The 16,317-nt window shown below is 77.7% G+C and carries 22 protein-coding genes; 10 read left to right on the top strand and 12 right to left on the bottom strand.

Annotated elements, in window-relative coordinates; genetic code table 11:
• The first annotated feature begins 19 nt into the window (after positions 1–19).
• The 3 genes from ACFO3M_RS12020 to ACFO3M_RS12030 are packed head-to-tail and all read left to right on the top strand — an operon-like array spanning position 20 to position 2,423.
• The gene (locus ACFO3M_RS12020) at positions 20–811 is read left to right on the top strand and encodes an aldolase (RefSeq protein WP_387988828.1); all 792 of its coding nucleotides are present in this window, start codon (positions 20–22) and stop codon (positions 809–811) included.
• The gene (locus tag ACFO3M_RS12025) at positions 808–1,665 is read left to right on the top strand and encodes an NAD-dependent epimerase/dehydratase family protein (RefSeq protein ID WP_387988829.1); all 858 of its coding nucleotides are present in this window, start codon (positions 808–810) and stop codon (positions 1,663–1,665) included. The genes ACFO3M_RS12020 and ACFO3M_RS12025 overlap by 4 nt, the downstream gene beginning before the upstream one ends.
• On the top strand, positions 1,662–2,423 hold the full coding sequence (locus ACFO3M_RS12030; RefSeq protein ID WP_387988830.1) for a glycosyltransferase: 762 nt from the start codon (positions 1,662–1,664) through the stop codon (positions 2,421–2,423). Before ACFO3M_RS12025 ends, ACFO3M_RS12030 begins: the two co-directional genes overlap by 4 nt.
• Here the strand turns inward: ACFO3M_RS12030 and ACFO3M_RS12035 are convergent.
• Positions 2,338–3,768, bottom strand: coding sequence for a hypothetical protein (locus tag ACFO3M_RS12035; protein ID WP_387988831.1), 1,431 nt, complete (start codon positions 3,766–3,768; stop codon positions 2,338–2,340). The two genes, ACFO3M_RS12030 and ACFO3M_RS12035, sit on opposite strands and share 86 nt — an antisense overlap.
• Positions 3,769–4,366: 598 nt before the next feature.
• The gene (locus ACFO3M_RS12040; RefSeq protein ID WP_387988832.1) at positions 4,367–4,918 is read right to left on the bottom strand and encodes a DUF6328 family protein; all 552 of its coding nucleotides are present in this window, start codon (positions 4,916–4,918) and stop codon (positions 4,367–4,369) included.
• A gap of 159 nt (positions 4,919–5,077) precedes the next feature.
• Here ACFO3M_RS12040 and ACFO3M_RS12045 point away from each other — a divergent pair, with 159 nt between their 5' ends.
• A complete protein-coding gene (locus ACFO3M_RS12045; RefSeq protein WP_387988833.1) occupies positions 5,078–5,308 on the top strand; it encodes a hypothetical protein in 231 nt (76 codons plus the stop codon).
• Here the strand turns inward: ACFO3M_RS12045 and ACFO3M_RS12050 are convergent.
• Entirely contained in the window at positions 5,305–5,562 is a 258-nt protein-coding gene (locus tag ACFO3M_RS12050) for a hypothetical protein (RefSeq protein WP_387988834.1), read from the bottom strand. The genes ACFO3M_RS12045 and ACFO3M_RS12050 overlap by 4 nt on opposite strands.
• A 69-nt stretch (positions 5,563–5,631) precedes the next feature.
• Here ACFO3M_RS12050 and map point away from each other — a divergent pair, with 69 nt between their 5' ends.
• Positions 5,632–6,414 (top strand): type I methionyl aminopeptidase, encoded by a 783-nt coding sequence (gene map / locus ACFO3M_RS12055; RefSeq protein WP_387988835.1) that lies wholly within the window; start codon positions 5,632–5,634, stop codon positions 6,412–6,414.
• A gap of 2 nt (positions 6,415–6,416) precedes the next feature.
• Here map and ACFO3M_RS12060 read toward each other — a convergent pair whose 3' ends face one another.
• The 5 genes from ACFO3M_RS12060 to ACFO3M_RS12080 form a co-directional block, all read right to left on the bottom strand.
• The gene (locus ACFO3M_RS12060) at positions 6,417–7,607 is read right to left on the bottom strand and encodes an aromatic acid exporter family protein (RefSeq protein WP_387988836.1); all 1,191 of its coding nucleotides are present in this window, start codon (positions 7,605–7,607) and stop codon (positions 6,417–6,419) included.
• 82 nt (positions 7,608–7,689) lie between these two features.
• On the bottom strand, positions 7,690–8,184 hold the full coding sequence (locus tag ACFO3M_RS12065) for a PGPGW domain-containing protein (RefSeq protein ID WP_387988837.1): 495 nt from the start codon (positions 8,182–8,184) through the stop codon (positions 7,690–7,692).
• 41 nt (positions 8,185–8,225) lie between these two features.
• Positions 8,226–8,759 (bottom strand): hypothetical protein, encoded by a 534-nt coding sequence (locus ACFO3M_RS12070; protein ID WP_387988838.1) that lies wholly within the window; start codon positions 8,757–8,759, stop codon positions 8,226–8,228.
• A 104-nt stretch (positions 8,760–8,863) separates the two neighbouring features.
• Complete coding sequence (locus ACFO3M_RS12075; RefSeq protein ID WP_387988839.1) at positions 8,864–9,133, bottom strand: DUF2277 domain-containing protein; 270 nt, start codon at positions 9,131–9,133, stop codon at positions 8,864–8,866.
• Between the two features lie 66 nt (positions 9,134–9,199).
• Positions 9,200–9,826 carry a hypothetical protein gene (locus tag ACFO3M_RS12080; protein WP_387988840.1) on the bottom strand — a complete coding sequence of 209 codons (627 nt, stop codon included), beginning with the start codon at positions 9,824–9,826 and terminating at the stop codon, positions 9,200–9,202.
• Positions 9,827–9,908: 82 nt separating this feature from the next.
• Here ACFO3M_RS12080 and ACFO3M_RS12085 point away from each other — a divergent pair, with 82 nt between their 5' ends.
• The 4 genes from ACFO3M_RS12085 (at position 9,909) to eutC (ending at position 13,502) form a co-directional block, all read left to right on the top strand.
• On the top strand, positions 9,909–10,334 hold the full coding sequence (locus ACFO3M_RS12085) for a hypothetical protein (protein WP_387988841.1): 426 nt from the start codon (positions 9,909–9,911) through the stop codon (positions 10,332–10,334).
• Positions 10,335–10,370: 36 nt separating this feature from the next.
• Positions 10,371–11,252, top strand: coding sequence for an SDR family NAD(P)-dependent oxidoreductase (locus ACFO3M_RS12090; protein ID WP_387988842.1), 882 nt, complete (start codon positions 10,371–10,373; stop codon positions 11,250–11,252).
• A gap of 85 nt (positions 11,253–11,337) precedes the next feature.
• Positions 11,338–12,753, top strand: a complete 1,416-nt coding sequence (locus tag ACFO3M_RS12095) for an ethanolamine ammonia-lyase subunit EutB (protein ID WP_387988843.1) — start codon at positions 11,338–11,340, stop codon at positions 12,751–12,753.
• A gap of 20 nt (positions 12,754–12,773) precedes the next feature.
• Positions 12,774–13,502: an ethanolamine ammonia-lyase subunit EutC gene (gene eutC / locus ACFO3M_RS12100; protein ID WP_387988844.1), complete on the top strand. Its 729-nt coding sequence runs from the start codon at positions 12,774–12,776 to the stop codon at positions 13,500–13,502.
• Here eutC and ACFO3M_RS12105 read toward each other — a convergent pair.
• Genes ACFO3M_RS12105 through ACFO3M_RS12115 form a run of 3 tightly spaced genes read right to left on the bottom strand, consistent with a single transcriptional unit; the run spans position 13,495 to position 14,721 of the window.
• Positions 13,495–13,893, bottom strand: a complete 399-nt coding sequence (locus ACFO3M_RS12105; RefSeq protein WP_387988845.1) for a nuclear transport factor 2 family protein — start codon at positions 13,891–13,893, stop codon at positions 13,495–13,497. The two genes, eutC and ACFO3M_RS12105, sit on opposite strands and share 8 nt — an antisense overlap.
• Positions 13,894–13,918: 25 nt before the next feature.
• Positions 13,919–14,317 (bottom strand): nuclear transport factor 2 family protein, encoded by a 399-nt coding sequence (locus ACFO3M_RS12110; RefSeq protein ID WP_387988846.1) that lies wholly within the window; start codon positions 14,315–14,317, stop codon positions 13,919–13,921.
• Positions 14,314–14,721, bottom strand: coding sequence for a nuclear transport factor 2 family protein (locus ACFO3M_RS12115; protein WP_387988847.1), 408 nt, complete (start codon positions 14,719–14,721; stop codon positions 14,314–14,316). Before ACFO3M_RS12115 ends, ACFO3M_RS12110 begins: the two co-directional genes overlap by 4 nt.
• Positions 14,722–14,977: 256 nt before the next feature.
• On the opposite strand from ACFO3M_RS12115, the gene ACFO3M_RS12120 reads away from it, so the two are divergent.
• A complete protein-coding gene (locus tag ACFO3M_RS12120) occupies positions 14,978–15,289 on the top strand; it encodes a hypothetical protein (protein WP_387988848.1) in 312 nt (103 codons plus the stop codon).
• Between the two features lie 77 nt (positions 15,290–15,366).
• On the opposite strand, the gene ACFO3M_RS12125 is transcribed toward ACFO3M_RS12120, so the two are convergent.
• Positions 15,367–16,317: ATP-binding cassette domain-containing protein (locus tag ACFO3M_RS12125; RefSeq protein ID WP_387988849.1), on the bottom strand; the 951-nt coding region annotated here is incomplete at its 5' end.

The following is a 16,317-nucleotide window of genomic DNA, read 5'->3' on the forward strand; positions in this document are numbered from 1 at the left end:
GTGTGCCTAAGCTCACTGCGTGGACCTGTTCCTCTTCACCGTGGACGCCGCCTGGGGACGCGACGTCGTCGCGGCCGGTGCGGCCGGGCTCGTCGTCGACTGGGAGCGCCGCGGGAAGCACCGCCGGCAGGCCGGCGAGGGCACCCAGATCAACGCCGACACCCTCGCGGACCTCGAGCGCGTGCGCGCGGCGACCGACGGGCGGGTGCTGTGCCGGATCAACGCCGCGGGTCCGTGGACGGCGCGCGAGGTGGCCGACGCGGTGGCGGCAGGCGCCGACGAGGTCCTGCTGCCCATGGTCCGCACGCCCGAGGAGGTCGACCGCACGCTGGACGTGGTAGCCGGCCGCTGCGGGCTGGGCATCCTGGTCGAGACGCAGGACGCCGTCGACCGGGTCGCCGAGCTGGCCCGGCGGCCCCTGTCGCGGGTCTACGTCGGACTGAACGACCTGCGCATCGACCGGCGGTCGCGGGAGCTGTTCCGGCCGCTGGTCGACGGCACCGTCGAGGCCGTGCGCGCCGCCGTCCCGGTGCCCTTCGGCGTCGGCGGGCTGACCCTGCCCGGCAGGGGGTCCCCGGTTCCCGGGGACCTGCTGGCCGCCGAACTCGTGCGGCTGGGCACCGGCTTCACCTTCCTGCGCCGCTCGTTCACCGCGGACATGGCCGGGCGCGACCCGTTCGTGGAGGTGCCGCGCCTGCTCGCCTCCCTGGCCGACCTCACCCGTGCCGACGCGCCGACCGCAGCCGACCGGCGGAACGCCTTCGTGGCCGCCGTGGAGGCTGCCGCCGCGCCCGTGCCCGTCCTCGCGTGAACGGCCGGGCGCTGGTCACCGGCGCCGGCGGCTTCGTCGGCCGGCACCTGGTGGCGCGGCTGCGCGCCGACGGCTGGGACGTCACCGGGCTGACCCGCGCCCACGTCGACCTCGCCGACCCGGCCGCCGCCGCTGCCGCGGTCCGCGCCGCCGCCCCCGACGTCGTCTTCTCCCTGGCCGCCGGGCGGGCGAAGGCGACCCCGGCCGAGCGCGCCGCCACGGTCGCGGTGAACACGAGCCCGTGGCTGGTCGACGCCCTGCCCGACCACTGCCGCGCCGTCGTGCGGCTCGGCTCGTCGACCGAGTACGCGGCCGCACCGGTGCCGCTGGCCGAGGACGCCCCGCTGCGGCCGCGCGGCTTCTTCGGCGCCACCAAGGCGGCCGGGTCGCTGCTGCTGCAGGCGGCCGCCGCCGAGCGCGGCGTGCGGGCGGCGGTGCTGCGCGCCTTCCAGGTCTACGGGCCCGGCGACCACCCGACCCGGCTGGTGCCGGTGGTGCTCGCCGCCGCGCGCACCGGCGCGACCGTGCCGCTGCCGGCCGGGGTCAGCCGCCGCGACTGGGTGTGGGTGGGCGACGTCGTCGACGCCTGCCTGCGGGCCGCGCTGGCCGACGACCTCCCTCCGGGCACCGTGGTCAACGTCGGCACCGGCGTGCAGACCGACGTCGCGGAGCTGGTCGCGACCGCCGAGCGGGTCACCGGCCGGCAGATCGCCACCGCCCCGGGCGCCCACCCCGGCCGGCACTGGGACGCCGCCGACTGGGTGTGCGACCCGCGCGCCGCCCGCACGCTCCTCAGCTGGACCCCGACGGTCGACCTCGCCGACGGGCTGGCGCGCACGTGGGCGGCGCCGTGAGCGGTCCCCGCGTCGCCGTCGTCGTCCCGGTGTACGGCAACGAGGCGACGCTGCGGCCGCTGGCGGAGCGGCTGGCCGCGGCGCTGGCCGGGCGGGACTGGCGGCTGCGCCTGGTGGTCGACGCCTCGCCCGACGGCAGCCTGGCGGTCGCGCGCGAGCTGGCGGCCGACCCGCGGGTGGCGGTCACCGCGCTCGAGGTCAACGTCGGGCAGCACCGGGCGCTGGCCGCGGGGCTGGCCGACGAGGAGGCCGACGTGTGGGTGTGCCTCGACGCCGACCTGCAGGACCCGCCGGAGGCGGTGCCGGTCCTGCTCGACCGGCTGGCCCGGGGTGACGTCGGCGCGGTGTTCGCCGGCCGCCGCGGGCGGTACGAGTCCCCGGTGCGCCGGGTGACCGGCGAGCTGCACCGGCGGGTCGCCGCCCGGCTCACCGGCCTGCCGCCCGACGCCGGCGCGTTCCTCGCGCTCGGACCGGCGGTGCGCGACGCCGTCGTCGCGACCGTGCCGGCCGGGGACGCGCCCAGCGTCGTGCTCGCCGCCGGCCTGGCCGGCGCCCCGCTGACCAGCGTGCCGGTCGCCCGGGACCGCCGGCCGGTGGGGACCTCGGCGTGGACCGCCCGCGCGCGGCTGCGGCAGTCGCTGCGGTCGCTGGCCTGGGCCGCCTCGCGCGGGGTCAGCGCTCCCAGAGCTGGACGACGAGGTCGGTCTTCGCCGCCGGGAAGTCCTCGGTCCGGGTCAGCGACAGCCCGGCGTCGCTGAGGACCGCGTCGTCGTCGGTGGGCACCGGTTCGCCGTCGATCAGCCGCCGGACCAGCCAGACGCGGTCGGCGCCGGCGGGGGCGTCGTCGGGCGGCAGGACGACGTCGGGGCGCAGCCGCGGGCCCGTCGTGCGCACGAAGTGGTCGAGCCCGAGCGCCGCGCGCTGGTCGGCGGCCACCACCGGCTCACCGGCCCGCTGCTCGCGCAGCAGGAGCGCGACGACGTCGTCCGACCGCTCCCGCGGCTCCCGCGTGGCGAGCGGCGCGCTCGCCACCAGCGACAGGCCGACCAGGACCGCGGCCACCGGCGTCCGCGCGCCCCGGGGGAGGGCGGTGACCCCGGCGGCGGCGAGCACGCCGAGCCCGACCAGCCCGGCCAGCAGGTAGCGGGGCAGGTAGACCGGCCGGACCGTCTCGGCGGCCAGCAGGAGCAGCAGCGGCACCAGCACCCAGCAGACGCCGACCACCCGCAGCCCCGCGCCGCGCAGCGCGCCGACCACGGCCAGCCCGACGGTGAGGTGGAGAAGCGGCGTGCGCCCGCCGGCCCACGCCTCGACGGCCAGGTCCGCCAGGGTGCCGCCGGTGTCGCGCAGGTGCTCGGCGTTGCGCGCGCCGGTGCCGTTGAGCAGGTTGACGCCGACCAGGCCGGCGACCGGCAGGGCGGCGAGGGTCCCGACGACGGCGACCCGGACGGCCGCCCGCCCGCGGAGCAGCAGCGCCGCGACGACGAACGCCGCCAGCACCGTGACCGCGTACCAGTGCGCGAGGCCCATGCCGGCGCCGGCGAGGCCGAACAGCAGCAGCCCGCGCCCGGTCTGCAGCCAGCGGGTCAGGCCCAGCAACGCCCCGCCGGTGGCAAGGACGGCCAGCCCGTAGCTGCGCGCCTCCACGGCCTGCTCGAGCAGCAGCGGCGCGGTGGCGGGCACCACGCCGGCCAGCACGCCGGCCGCCCGCCCGGCCAGCCGGGTGACCGCCCGGGTGACCAGCGCCAGCCCGCCGGCGGTGGCCAGCACGGAGAGCACCCGCAGCGACGTGTCGCCGCCCGCCCCGGGCAGCGACACCCAGGCGTGCACGACGAGGTAGTAGGGCGCGTTGTAGGAGGGCGGGACGTCGGCGAGGTAGCTGCTCACGCCCTCGCCGGTGACGATCGCGCGCAGGATGTCGGCCAGCGGGCGGCGGGCGACCTCGGCGGTGAACGCCTCGTCGAACCAGAGCCCGTGCCCGGGGGCCAGCAGCACGGCGCACAGCAGAGCGAGGACCGCCGGTGGGAGCAGCTCGACGGGGGACCAGCGGAGGGGGCCGCCGTCCGGTCGCGGCGGGGCACCCGTCGTCACCGCCGTCTGCACGGGACGCCAGCCTAGGGGAGCGGCGCCGCCGGACCGTCGGTGCCGCGGAGCAGGATGCGGGGGTGTCCCCGGCCGGCTCCGACCCGACGCCCGGTCCCGGGCCCGCGCCCGCGCCGTCGTCCGAGGCGGTGGCAGCCCGCTTCCGGCGGCAGGGCCGGCGCGACACCGCTCCCGAGCTGGCGGTGCGGCGGCGGCTGCACGCCCGCGGCGTCCGCTACCGCGTCGACGTCCGGCCCCGGCCCCGTCCAGAGGCTCGCCCCGAGCCTGCGAGGGGTGAGGGGACGGGGTCCTTACCGGGTGCTTCTGGCACGGCTGCCCGGAGTGCGGGCACCTGCCGAGGGCCAACCGCGACTGGTGGGCGGCGAAGCTCGCGGGCAACGTCGCGCGCGACCGTCGCGCCGACGCCGTCCTCATCGGGCTCGGCTGGCGGGTGCTGCGGTTCTGGGAGCACGAGGACCCGGACACCGTCGCCGACGCCGTCTGCGCCGCCCTCGGCCGGCCCACCCCGTCGGAGGGGTGAACCCCGGTGGCCCGCTCGGGGCCGGGGAGTGGGCCATCCGGGTCCGACGGTCGGCTGGGGCGGACACGTGCCCCGGTGTCAGTGGCGGCCGGTGCCGCCGCGGGCGCGCTGCACGACCGGGCTGCCGATCCACAGCCAGCCCAGCAGCAGCGCCACGACGCCGCCGGTGACCAGCGCCTGCGGGAGGGCGAAGAGGAAGTCGACCACCAGCACCACCGCCGAGACGATCGCGACGGCGAGCACGCACAGGCCGAGGAAGGCGTTGCGGTTGCTGCGCCGCAGCAGGTCCTCCTTGTCGTGCTGGCGGAACAGCGCGCGGTGCTGCGCGGCCGGGGCGATGAGGAGCGCGGTGGCCGCCACGGCGGCGACCAGGGTCACGAAGTAGACGTCGCGCTGGAAGTCGGTCGCGCGGGACGTCGCCTGCTGGAACGGCACGATGAGCAGGAAGGCGAAGAGGAACTGGACCCCGGGCAGCGCCACGCGCAGCTCGTTGAGCAGCTCCATCAGCTCGCGGTCGATCCGCTCGGCGCGGCTCTCCCGCCGCCCGTCGTCCGCGCCGTCCATCCCGTGCTGGGCGGGGACCGGCCGGGCGTCCCGTCGTGCCCGCTGACCAGAGCCCGTCGTCGCCATCGTCGCGCGCTCCCTCCGTGACCGGCCGCCCCGCGGATCCCCGTGATCCCGGCCGTTCGGAGGGCCGTGTACCCGCCGTACGCCCGGTGATCACCTGCTGGTCACCCGCTGGTCACCCGGGCGTCGACCGGAGGAGCCCGCGCGGGGTAGGGGAGGGCCATGTCGATGTGGGAGCCGATGACGCCGAACCGGTACCGCCCGGACGACGAGGTCGCCGCCGCCGACCCGGGCGCCGGCGCACCGCCGCCCGCCGAGGGGTTCGGCGTGGGCGGCGAGGAGCCCGACCGTCCCGAGGAGGGCGGCGGGTCGCCCCCGGGCGCCGAGGGCCAGGACACGGTCTTCCGCACGCCCGACCCCGGCGACGTCCGGCGGGGGACGGACGCCGGCTAGAGCAGCGGGCTGGGCGCCGTCCCGGGGACCTCGTCGGCCTGGTCGGCCTCGCGCAGGTCGTGCGCGGCGCGCACCCGGTAGGCGGGGTAGACGTCGATGCTGCCGTCGGAGGTCTCCACCCAGCACCAGCCCTCGGTGAACAGGACGTGGCAGCGCTCGTGCACCTCGCGCGCCGTCGGGAGCCCGCCGGGCTCGGTGATCTCGATGCGGGCGGCTCTGTGCCACTGCCCGGGCCTGACCCTGCGGAAGTCCATGGCGGTCACCGTGGCACCGGCCGGGCGGCGCGGCCAGCCGTGCGCCGGGCGTCTCGTACCGTCGGGGGCGTGGACCTGACCGTGCTGCCCCCGCGGACCGCCGACGAGCTCGACACCATGCGCGAGGCCGGGCGCGTGGTGGCGCGGACGCTGGCCGCGGTGCGGGCGGCGGCGGTCCCCGGCGTGCGGCTGCGCGAGCTCGACGACCTCGCCAAGACCACGATGTACGAGGCGGGCGCGACGTCGTCGTTCCTCGGCTACAAGCCGGCGTGGGCGCCGACGGCCTACAACGGCGTGCTGTGCCTGTCGCCCAACGAGGTCGTCGTGCACGGCCGCCCCAGCGGCCAGCGGCTGAAGGACGGCGACCTGCTCAGCGTGGACTGCGGCACCGTCGTCGACGGCTGGAACGGCGACGCCGCGATCTCGCTGCTGGTGGGGGAGCAGGCCTCCGACGACGACGCGCGGCTGGTCACCGCGACCGAGGAGGCGCTCGCCGCCGGCATCGCCGCCGCGGTGCCCGGCGCGACGCTGCAGGACGTCGCCCGCGCCGTCGACGACGTCGCCCGGCGGTACGGCTACGCGCACCTGCCCGACCACGGTGGGCACGGCATCGGCCGCTCGATGCACGAGCCGCCGTTCGTGCCCAACCGGCCGTCGGCCGGCCTGGACCGGGTGCGCCTGCACGCCGGCAGCACCCTGGCCATCGAGCCGATGCTCCTGGCCGGCGGCGACCGGTACAGGCACAAGAAGGACGGCTGGGCGGTGGTCACCGCCGACGGCCGGCGCGCGGCACACGTCGAGCACACCGTCGCGGTCACCGACGACGGCCCCGTGGTGCTCACCGCTCCCTGAGGTCAGCGGCGCCGGCGCCAGGTCATCGCCCGGCGGACCGCGCGCCGCTGCGCCGCGGCCAGCGGGGGCGGCGCCCACGACGCCGCCGGCGGCTGCAGCGCGGTGCCCAGCTCCACGCGCAGCAGGTCCAGGGCGTCGAGCAGGGCGCCGTGCTGGGACCAGGCGGCGGGATCGGCCCGGGGGTCGACGAGCAGCGCCTCGGCCAGCCGCCCGCGCAGCGCGAGCAGCGTCTCCAGGCAGGCGGGGTCGATGCCGGCGGCCGGCCCGGTGCCGGCCGCCACGGCCGCGGCGTCGCGGAGAGTGGCCGCGACGGCGACCAGCAGGTCGGCCAGCGCCTCCCGCGCCGGCCGCGACCACGCCCGGTCGGCGTCGTCCTCGGGCAGGAAGTAGGTGCGGTCCAGCAGCACGCGGGCGATGTTGCGCAGGGTGACGTGCACCCGCTCGAGGGCGGTCAGCGTGTTCCGCAGCCGCGGCTGGGCCTCCCGCGCCGCCCGCCCGCGCGGGTTGAGGCGGGCGCTCTCCTCGGTGCGGGCGAGCCGGCGGTCGGCGCGGGCCACCTCCGTGCTCACCGCACGGGCGCGGGCCAGCAGCTCGTCGGTGAGGCGGCGCGACCACGGGCCGCGCAGCGCCGCGGCGAGGTCCTCGCAGAGCCCGGCCATGCGCTCGGCGAGCTCCGCGATCGCCTCGCCGGCCGGCTGGACGTAGAGCGGCGGCGCGACCACCAGGTTGACCAGCACCCCGACCGCCGCGCCGACCAGCGTCTCGGTGACGCGGGCCAGCGCCGCGCTCTCCGCCCCGCCGACGGCCAGCACGAGCATCGCGCTGATGGGCACCTCGGCCAGGTGCGGCCCCAGCCGCAGCAGCCGGCCGACGACGAGCGACAGCCCGACGACGAGCCCGAGGCTCCACCAGGACAGGCCGACGACGGAGGCGAACAGCGCCGCGATCAGGACGCCGGCGGTGACGCTGGCGATCCGCTCCCAGCCGGTCGCCACCGTCTCGTACATCGTCAGCTGCACGACCAGCAGCGCGGTCAGCGGCGCGAGGACCGGCGAGCTGCTGGTGTCCAGCCAGGTCGCGACCTGGAACGCCAGCACCGCGGCGAGCACGGTCTTCCCGGTGCGCAGCCCGGGGGTGCGCCCGCGCCGGACCAGCCGGGGCAGCCGGCGGGGCAGGGCGTGCGGTCCGGCCACGGTCTCCGGTGTGCCCGCGGAGCGGGCCCGGACACGCGCCGGCCGCCGTCCGCGGGTGCGGACGGCGGCCGGGGACGTGCGGTCAGCCGAGGCCGAGCGCGGTGGTGGCCCGGTCGACCAGGGAGAAGTGCCCGACCGCCCAGAACGCCAGCGCCGCCGCCGCGAGCCCGCCGACGGTCGCCGCCGCCGAGCCGGCCGGGTGCTGCCTCGCGTGATGCCACGCCGCGACCGCCTTGCGGCGGAACGCGGCGAAGAAGCGCCGCGCCCAGTCGAACTCCGTCGACCACACCCACAGCCCGGCCAGGACCGGCGGGATCGTGAGCGGCCCGGGCAGCACGGTGAGCGCGACGCCGAGCAGCACGAACAGCAGCCCGGCCACGAACACCGCGATCCGGTACGCCAGGTGCAGCGGCGGGTTCTGCCGGACGCGGTCGCGCCACGAGCCCGGCGGCACCGGCCGCGGCCGGCCGAGGCCGTCGCTGCAGTGCGCGCAGACGGTGGCGCCGCGGCCACCCGGGCCCGGACCCGCCACGGTGTTGCCGGAGAACGTGGTCGTGCGGGCATCGGTCCGGGACACGGGTCCCCTTCCGGGTCGGTGCGGGCGGGGCGGTGCCGCGGTCAGCGGCGGGCGACGCCCTTCGCGACCTCGCCGGGCCGCTGCTGCTCACCCGCGTAGGAGCTGACGGCGACGAGCGCGCCGGTCAGCGCCGGGATGACCCACTGCAGCGAGTCCAGCTGCTGCTGCGCGTGGGCGATCTCGGCCTTGGTGCGCTTGGTGGGCTTGGTGCCGGACTTCGCCGACGGGTTGTCCTGGCTGTTGACGATCTGGCCCAGCGAGCGGCTGTAGGCGGTGACGCCCAGCGCGGCGGCGGTGAGCAGGGTCTTGACGGCGGACATGCCGGCCACGCCCTCCTGCTGGGCCACCCGGCCGCGGTTGCCGATGAGCTGGCCGACGCTGCCGACCAGGTGCGCGCCGATGGCCAGCGCGTTCACCGGCGTCCACCGGTTCCAGCCGGTGTTGGCGACCCGGCCGGCGTCCCCGCCGGCGTCCGCTGCGGCGGCGTTGAGGGCCACGGCGTTGGCCAGCGTGCCGCCGAACCAGGCGGACAGACCGAGGTCGTGCAGGGCGCGGGACAGGGTGTTGCGGGCCATCGGGACTCTCCTGGAGGGGAAGGGGTCGGGAGACCGCCCCCTACCCGCTCCGCCGGAGGCCATGCCCGGGGGAGCAAGTGGGTCGTGCACGACCCGCTGGCGTCTCAGGTCCCGTAGCGGACGGCGGCGCGGGCGCGCGCCCTGGCCGCCTCGACCTCGCGGTCCTTCGGCGGGGCCGTCGTCACCAGGGACTCCAGCAGCCGGGCGGACGCGGCGGCCACCTCCTCGACGGCGCGCTCGAAGGCCTCCGCGTTGGCCCGGGACGGGTGCGTGGACCCGCTGATCTTGCGGACGTACTGCAGCGCCGCGGCCCGGACCTCGTCCTCGGTGGCCGGCGGCTCGAAGTTCGACAGGGGGCGGATGTTGCGGCACATGCGGCGCAGCGTATGGCCGGGGTACGACCGCGGGGCCCCGGTCGTCGACGGGGGCCCCGCGGTCGGTCAGACACCGAAGCCGGCGCGGTCGACCCTGCGGTGGTAGCGGGTGCCGAGCTTGCCGCCGAGCAGGGCGCCGGCCAGCGTGACGACCAGGACCGCCGCCAGCGTGACGATCCCGGCGGTGGTCGCGGTGCCCTCGTCGATCGGGATGCGCGGCAGGTTCAGCTGCTCGAGCACGTTGTACTGCGCCCCCAGCACCGTCCCGGCCGCGGCCAGCAGCACGACGACGAGCAGCCCGATCAGCCACACCGCCAGCCCCTGCCGGGCGCCGTCGAAGCGGGCCATCCGCCCGGCCACGTACCCACCGGCGAGGTAGGCCAGGAACAGGACGACCAGCAGCGCGATCCCGCCGGCGACGCCGAGGGCGGTGGTCGGGTCGGCCGGGACGTCCTCGACGCCGTCGACCTCGGCGAGGCTGAGCCCCACACCGGCGGCGGCCAGCAGCGCGACGAGGACGACCGCCAGCCCGTTCGCCGAGAGCCAGCCGAAGAAGGCCGCGCCCCACTTGATCCCGCCGAAGCGGTCCCGCTGCGCGTCGATCGCGTCGCGGGCGGCGCCGCGGGTGGCGTGCGCGCCCTCGGTGGTCGCCGTCGCGTCGTGGTCGTGGTGGGTACGGTCGGTGCTCGCCATCGGACCTCCTCGTCTGGGGGAACTGGCGCGCCGTTACCCGCCTCCGGACCTGCGCGAACGAGGTCACCCGCAGGGAGGACACGTGGCCGTCCTGCTCGTCGACGCCGCCAACGTCGTCGGCGCCCGCCCCGACGGCTGGTGGCGCGACCGCGCCGGCGCGACCACCCGGCTGCTGCGGCGGCTCGCCGAGGCGGCGCTCCGGGACGGCGGGGTGGACGTCGGCGGGGTGGACGACGGCGGGGTGGACGTCGACGAGGTGGTGGTCGTCGTCGAGGGCGCCGCGCGGGAGGTCCCGGCCCCCGACGGCGTCCGCCTGGTGCGCGCGGCCGGCAGCGGGGACGACGCCCTGGCCGCGGAGGCCGCCGCGCTGGCCGGCACCGGCCGGACGGTGCTCGCGGTGACCGCCGACCGCGGCCTGCGCGCCCGGCTGCCGGCGGGCACCGACGTCCGCGGGCCGGGCTGGCTGCTCGGCGTGCTCGATCGCATGGCGGGCAACCGACCGGGGTAGCGGGGGAGGACCGCCGAGCCGAGGAGTCGTCCCCGCATGCCCCAGACCGTGCTCATCACCGGTGCCTCGAGCGGCATCGGCCGCGCCACCGCCCGCCTGTTCGCCCGGCGGGGCGCGTCGCTGGTCCTGCTGGCGCGCGGCCGCGAGGCGCTGGAGGAGACCGCGGCCGAGGTCCGCGCCGAGGGCGCGGCCGACGTCGTCGTCTGCCCGGCCGACGTGCTCGACGAGGACGCGCTGCGCGACGTCGTCGAGGGCACCGTGGTCCGCTCCGGCCGCCTCGACGTCGTCGTCCACGCCGCGCAGGTGGTCGCCTACGGGCGGATCGAGGACGTGCCGAAGGCGGTGTACGAGCGGGTGGTCGACACCGCCCTGCACGGCACGGCCAACCTGGCCCGCGTCGTCCTCCCGCAGTTCCGCCGCCAGGGCGCCGGGCACCTGGTGGTGGTGAGCTCGCTGCTCGCCTCGGTGACCACGCCGCTCATGGGCAGCTACATCACCGCCAAGTGGGGTCAGCTGGGGCTGATCCGCGTCCTGCAGCAGGAGACGCGCGACGTCGCGGGCATCCACGTGTCGGCGGTGGCGCCGGGCGGGGTGAACACCCCGATCTACTCGCAGGCCGGCAGCTACATCGGCCTCAAGGGCCGCCCGCCGATCCCGGTCTACTCGCCGGAGCGGGTCGCCCGCTCGGTCGTCGCCCGGCTGGACCGGCCGCGCCGGCTGATCCAGTCCGGCTTCGCCAACCCCGCCGTCATCCTCGGCTTCCGGCTGTTCCCGGCGGTCTACGACGCCCTCGTCGGCCCGCTGCTGCGCGTGTTCGCCCTCGCCGACGACCACCGGACGGAGCCGACGGAGGGCAACGTCTTCGAGTCCCGGCCGGCCGGCAACGCCGAGAAGGGGCGCTGGCGCGGCATCCCGTGAGCGGCGCGTCCGGTTCCGTCCGCCCCGTTGACCCGCCGGGCGGCGCCGGGCCACGCTGACCGGGCCGCCGACCCGGGGAGCCGCCGTGACCGTCCGCCGCACGACCCTCGGCGGCTCCACCTACGAGTTCCCCACCGTCGTCGAGCTGCTGGCGAAGGCCACCCCGTTGCGCTCCGGGGACGTGCTCGCCGGGTGCGCGGCCGGGTCGGCCGCCGAGCGGGTGGCCGCCCAGACCGTGCTCGCCGACCTGCCGCTGGCCACCTTCCTCGACGAGCAGGTGGTCGGCTACGACGAGGACGACGTCACCCGGCTGGTGCTCGACACCCACGACGCCGCGGCGTTCGCGCCGGTCGCCTCGCTGACGGTGGGCGAGTTCCGCGACCGCCTGCTGGCCTGGGCGGCGGCCGGCGACGAGGCGTCGATCAGCGCGCTCGCGCCGGGCCTCACCCCGGAGATGGTGGCGGCGACGTCGAAGCTCATGCGCAACGCCGACCTGGTCGCCGTCGGCCGGCGGACGCGGGTGGTGACCGGGCTGCGCAGCACCGTCGGGCTGCCCGGCACGCTCGCCTCCCGGTTGCAGCCCAACCACCCCACCGACGACCCGGTCGGCGTCACCGCCTCGATCGTCGACGGGCTCCTGCACGGCTCCGGCGACGCGGTCATCGGCATCAACCCGGCCACCGACTCCCCGGCCCGCGCGGTGGCGCTGCTGGAGCTGGTCGACGCGGTGATCGGCCGCTACGGCATCCCGACGCAGTCGTGCGTGCTCGCCCACGTGACGACGACGCTGCGGGCGCTGGAGCAGGGCGCGCCGGTGGACCTGGTGTTCCAGTCGGTCGCCGGCACCCAGGAGGCCAACCGCGGCTTCGGCGTCACCCTCGACCTGCTCGCCGAGGCCCGCGCGGGGGCGCTCGCGCTGGGCCGCGGCACCGTCGGGGAGAACGTGACCTACTTCGAGACGGGGCAGGGGTCGGCGCTGTCGGCCGGCGCGCACCTCGGCGTCGGCGGGCGGCCGGTGGACCAGCAGACGCTCGAGGCCCGCGCGTACGGCGTCGCCCGGCACTTCCGCCCGCTGCTGGTGAACACCGTCGTCGGGTTCATCGGCCCGGAGTACCTCTACGACGGCAAGCAGGTGCTGCGCGCCGGGTTGGAGGACCACTTCTGCGGCAAGCTGCTCGGCCTGCCGATGGGCGTCGACGTCTGCTACACGAACCACGCCGAGGTCGACGGCGACGACACCGACTCCCTCGTGCTGCTGCTCGGCGCGGCCGGCTGCTCGTTCGTCATCGCCGTCCCGGGCTCGGACGACGTGATGCTGCACTACCAGTCGCTGTCGTTCTCCGACGTCCTCACCACCCGGCAGGTGCTCGGCCTGCGCCCGGCCCCGGAGTTCGAGGCGTGGCTGGCCCGGATGGACCTGCTCGACGACGCCGGCCGGGTGCGCGAGCTCGCCCCCGACGCCCCGGCGGCGCGGGCCCTCCTCGCGGCGGCGTCCTCGTGACCGGCGACCGCCTCCCGCGCGTGGACGGTGATGACCCGTGGGCGGTGCTGCGTGCGGCGACCCGGGCGCGGGTGGCGCTCGGGCGGGCCGGGGACGCGCTGCCCACGCACCGCGAGCTGGAGTTCCGCGCCGCGCACGCCGCCGCCCGGGACGCCGTCCACTCGCCGCTCGACGTCGACGCGGTCCGCGCGGCGCTCGGCGGGGAGGTCCTGACCGTCGCCTCGGCCGCGCCCGACCGCGCCACCTACCTGCAGCGCCCCGACCTCGGCCGGCAGCTCGCGGACGGGACGGCGCTGCCGCGGACCGGCGCCGACCTCGCGGTCGTGCTGGCCGACGGGCTGTCCCCGCGGGCGGTGCAGGCGCACGGGCCGGCGCTGGCCGCCGCGCTGCTCGAGCGGCTGCCCGGCTGGTCGGTCGCGCCGCCGGTGGTCGCCACGCAGGCGCGGGTGGCGCTGGGCGACGCGGTGGGGGAGGCCCTCGGCGTGCGCGCGGTCGTGGTGCTCATCGGCGAGCGGCCGGGACTGTCGTCGGCGGACTCCCTCGGCGTCTACCTCACCTGGGACCCGCGGCCGGGGCGGGTGGACTCCGAGCGCAACTGCGTCTCCAACGTCCGCCCGCCGCACGGGCTGTCCTACGCGCAGGCCGCCGACACCGTGGCCGCCCTGCTGTCGGCCGCCCGTGAGCTGGGCGCCTCCGGTGTCGCGCTCAAGGACGAGGGGCCGGTGCTCCCCGCGGGCGGGGTCAGCTGAAGAACGCGTCCACCGCCGCCTGGTCGGTGTGCGCGTCCCAGACCTCGGCGATCCGCCCGTCCTCGAAGCGGTGCACCTGGGCGGCGAGGACGTCGAGGTGCCGGTCGCCGCGGGTGGCGGTCATGCGGACGACCGCCACGCCGTCGGTGTCGTCGGCGAAGGCGGATCTCACCTCGACCCGCAGGCTGCCCTCGGTGACCTCGAACGCCAGACCGAAGAGGCCGACGACCTCCTGCGGACCGGTGTAGTCGCCGGCGAGCGGGTGCGCTCCGGGCTCGTGCCACCGGACGTCGTCGGTCCAGAGCTCCGGCAGGCGGTCGAGGTCGCCCTTGCCGAAGGCCTCGTAGGCCTCCAGCAGCACGGTGGCGTGGGGGTGCGGGGAGCCGGCCACGGTCGCCTCCTCGTCGTCGGCGGGCTCAGCTGTAGAACGCGTCCATCGCGGCCTGGTCGGTGTTCGCCTCCCAGAACTCGGCGATCCGCCCGTCCTCGAAGCGGAAGACGTGGGCCGTGAGGACGTCGAGGGCCCGGTCACCGCGGGAGGCCGTGAGCCGCAGGACGCCGACGCCGTCGGTGTCGTCGGCGAAGGCGGCCCGCACCTCCACCCGGAAGGTCCCCTCGGTGATCGCCGCGAGGCGCCCGAACATCCCGAAGACCTCGTCGGCGCCGGTGAACTCGCCGCTGAGCTGGTTCTGCCCGGGCTCGTGCCAGCGGACGTCCTCGGCGAACAGCTCACGGAGGCGGTCGAGGTCACCCTTGCCGAAGGCCGCGTACGCCTCGTGGATCCGGACGACGTTGGGGTGCTCCGGATCCGTCATGCCCGCTGCTCGCCGAGGAAGGCGTCGAGGACGGCCGGCTCGGTGGGGCAGTTCCAGAACTCGGCCAGCTTCCCGTCCCCGTCGAAGCGGGCCACCTGGGCGGTCAGCGTGTCCAGGTGCGCGGTCCCGCGCCGGGCGGTGAACCGGACCAGGGCGATGCCGTACTCGTCGTCGGCGCACATCTGCAGCGGCTCGGCGCGGAAGCTGTTCTCGGTCAGCTCCATGATCCGGGCGAACATGCCGAAGACGGCCTGCGGTCCCTCGTAGTCGCCGGCCAGCTCGGTGGTGCCCTGCTCGTGCCAGCGGACGTCCTCGCGCCACTGCTCGGTCAGGAAGGCCAGGTCGCCCTTGGCGAACGCCTCGTAGCCCTCGCGGCTGCGGACGAGGTTGGGGTGCTCGGACACGGTGCTCTCCCTCCCGAGGACGGGTCCCCCGTGGACGGCTCCGCCAGTGTCGACCCGCCGGGGGTGCCGGAGGAGGGCCGGTGCGCGACCCGGTGTGGCGGTCGCCGTCCGTCCCCGCGCGGGAGTCCTGCGTCAGCGGTGTCCGCGGCCGTCTCCTGGGTACTGACGGGGAACTGTCGGACCCAGGCGGTAGGCATGACCTCGTTCCCCCCGGCGTTGTACGGGAGCACGGGGGAACCGCCTCTGGAGGCTCGTCATGGCCACCACGACCCTCACCGTCGTCTCCCTCCCCGCGAGCACGCACCCCGGCCCGTCCGACGCCGCCGGGGACCTGCTCGCCGTCGCCTGGGCGCCCGGCACCGCGCCGCCCCGCGAGATCGCCGTCCGGCCGGAGCTGTACGAGCGCCTGTGCGCGCAGCTCGGCCGGCACGGCACCGGTCCGCGCTCGCTCGGTGAGCCGGCCGGCGTGCCGCTCGTCGTCGACCCGCGGCTGCCCGCCAGCCCGGGCTTCGAGGTGCGCCGGGTCCGGCCCGGCGTCCGCCGCTGGTCCGGCGCCGCTGCCGCCTGAGGAAGGACCCCCGCAGGCTCGGGGCGGGCCCCGGGCGGGGCCGGCGGCGCCGGGACGTGCGCTGTCGGATCCCGTCCTCAGCCGGTGAGCGCCAGCCGGTCGCCCAGGTCGAGCACGGTGTCCCCGGGCTGCTCGACGGCGTCGTCGTGGGTGACGCAGACGACGACCCGGCCGGCCAGCGCGTCGCGCAGGTCCCGCACCAGGGCGGCCGCCGTCGGCGGGTCCAGGTGCGCGGTCGGCTCGTCGAGCAGGACGACGTCGCGGTCGGCGAGCAGGGCGCGGGCGGCGGCCAGCCGCCGCCGCTCGCCGCCGGACAGCGCGGTGCCGCCGGCGCCGACCGGGGTGTCCAGCCCGTCGGGCAGCGCGGCCAGCAGCGGGCCGAGGACGGCGGCGGCGGCCGCGGCGGTCATCCGCGCCTCGCCGCCGGGGCCGGCCAGCTCGCCGCGCGGGGCGGCCAGGGCCAGGTTGGCGCGGATCGTCGAGGCGAAGACGTGCGCGTCCTGCGGCAGCCAGGCGGTGCGCGCGCGGACGGCCGCGCCGGTCAGCCGGGCGGTGTCGGTGCCGCCGAGCGCGTAGCGCCCCGCGCGCGGGCGCAGCGCCGCGAGCAGCACGGCGAGGAACGTCGACTTGCCGGAGCCGGACGAGCCGTCGGCCACCAGCCGGCCGCCGTCGGCGGCCGCCCGCGCGGTGAGGCCGCGCAGCACGTCGGGGCCGCCGGGCCAGCCGGCGACCAGCTCGGCGCCGTCGAGGTCGCGCACCGGCGCGGGCGCGGGCAGCGGATCGGCGGGGTCCGCGGGTGCCGGGGCGGTGAGGACGGCGCCGAGGCGGGCGCGGGCGTCGCCCAGCGCGCCGCGCCGCTGCAGCGCGGACACCAGGCCGGCCAGCGGCTCGGCCAGCGCCAGCGGGGCCAGGCCGAGGACCGCGACCTCCGGGCCACCCAGGCCCGACGCCGCGCCGACCGCGGTGGCCGCGACGGCGGCCAGCGCGGTGCCGAGGACGACCAGGCCGGTGCCGAGCGCGCCGGCCCG

The organism is Geodermatophilus arenarius (assembly GCF_042654585.1).
In the GTDB taxonomy this organism is placed as follows: Bacteria; Actinomycetota; Actinomycetes; order Mycobacteriales; family Geodermatophilaceae; genus Geodermatophilus; species Geodermatophilus arenarius.

Coding starts and splice junctions, on each gene's coding strand:
- ACFO3M_RS12075 (WP_387988839.1), bottom strand. CDS start 9,133: ATGTGCCGCAACATCCGCCCCCTGTCGAACTTCGAGCCGCCGGCCACC.
- ACFO3M_RS12045 (WP_387988833.1), top strand. CDS start 5,078: ATGTCGATGTGGGAGCCGATGACGCCGAACCGGTACCGCCCGGACGAC.
- ACFO3M_RS12090 (WP_387988842.1), top strand. CDS start 10,371: ATGCCCCAGACCGTGCTCATCACCGGTGCCTCGAGCGGCATCGGCCGC.
- ACFO3M_RS12080 (WP_387988840.1), bottom strand. CDS start 9,826: ATGGCGAGCACCGACCGTACCCACCACGACCACGACGCGACGGCGACC.
- ACFO3M_RS12040 (WP_387988832.1), bottom strand. CDS start 4,918: ATGGCGACGACGGGCTCTGGTCAGCGGGCACGACGGGACGCCCGGCCG.
- ACFO3M_RS12110 (WP_387988846.1), bottom strand. CDS start 14,317: ATGACGGATCCGGAGCACCCCAACGTCGTCCGGATCCACGAGGCGTAC.
- ACFO3M_RS12050 (WP_387988834.1), bottom strand. CDS start 5,562: ATGGACTTCCGCAGGGTCAGGCCCGGGCAGTGGCACAGAGCCGCCCGC.
- ACFO3M_RS12120 (WP_387988848.1), top strand. CDS start 14,978: ATGGCCACCACGACCCTCACCGTCGTCTCCCTCCCCGCGAGCACGCAC.
- ACFO3M_RS12070 (WP_387988838.1), bottom strand. CDS start 8,759: ATGGCCCGCAACACCCTGTCCCGCGCCCTGCACGACCTCGGTCTGTCC.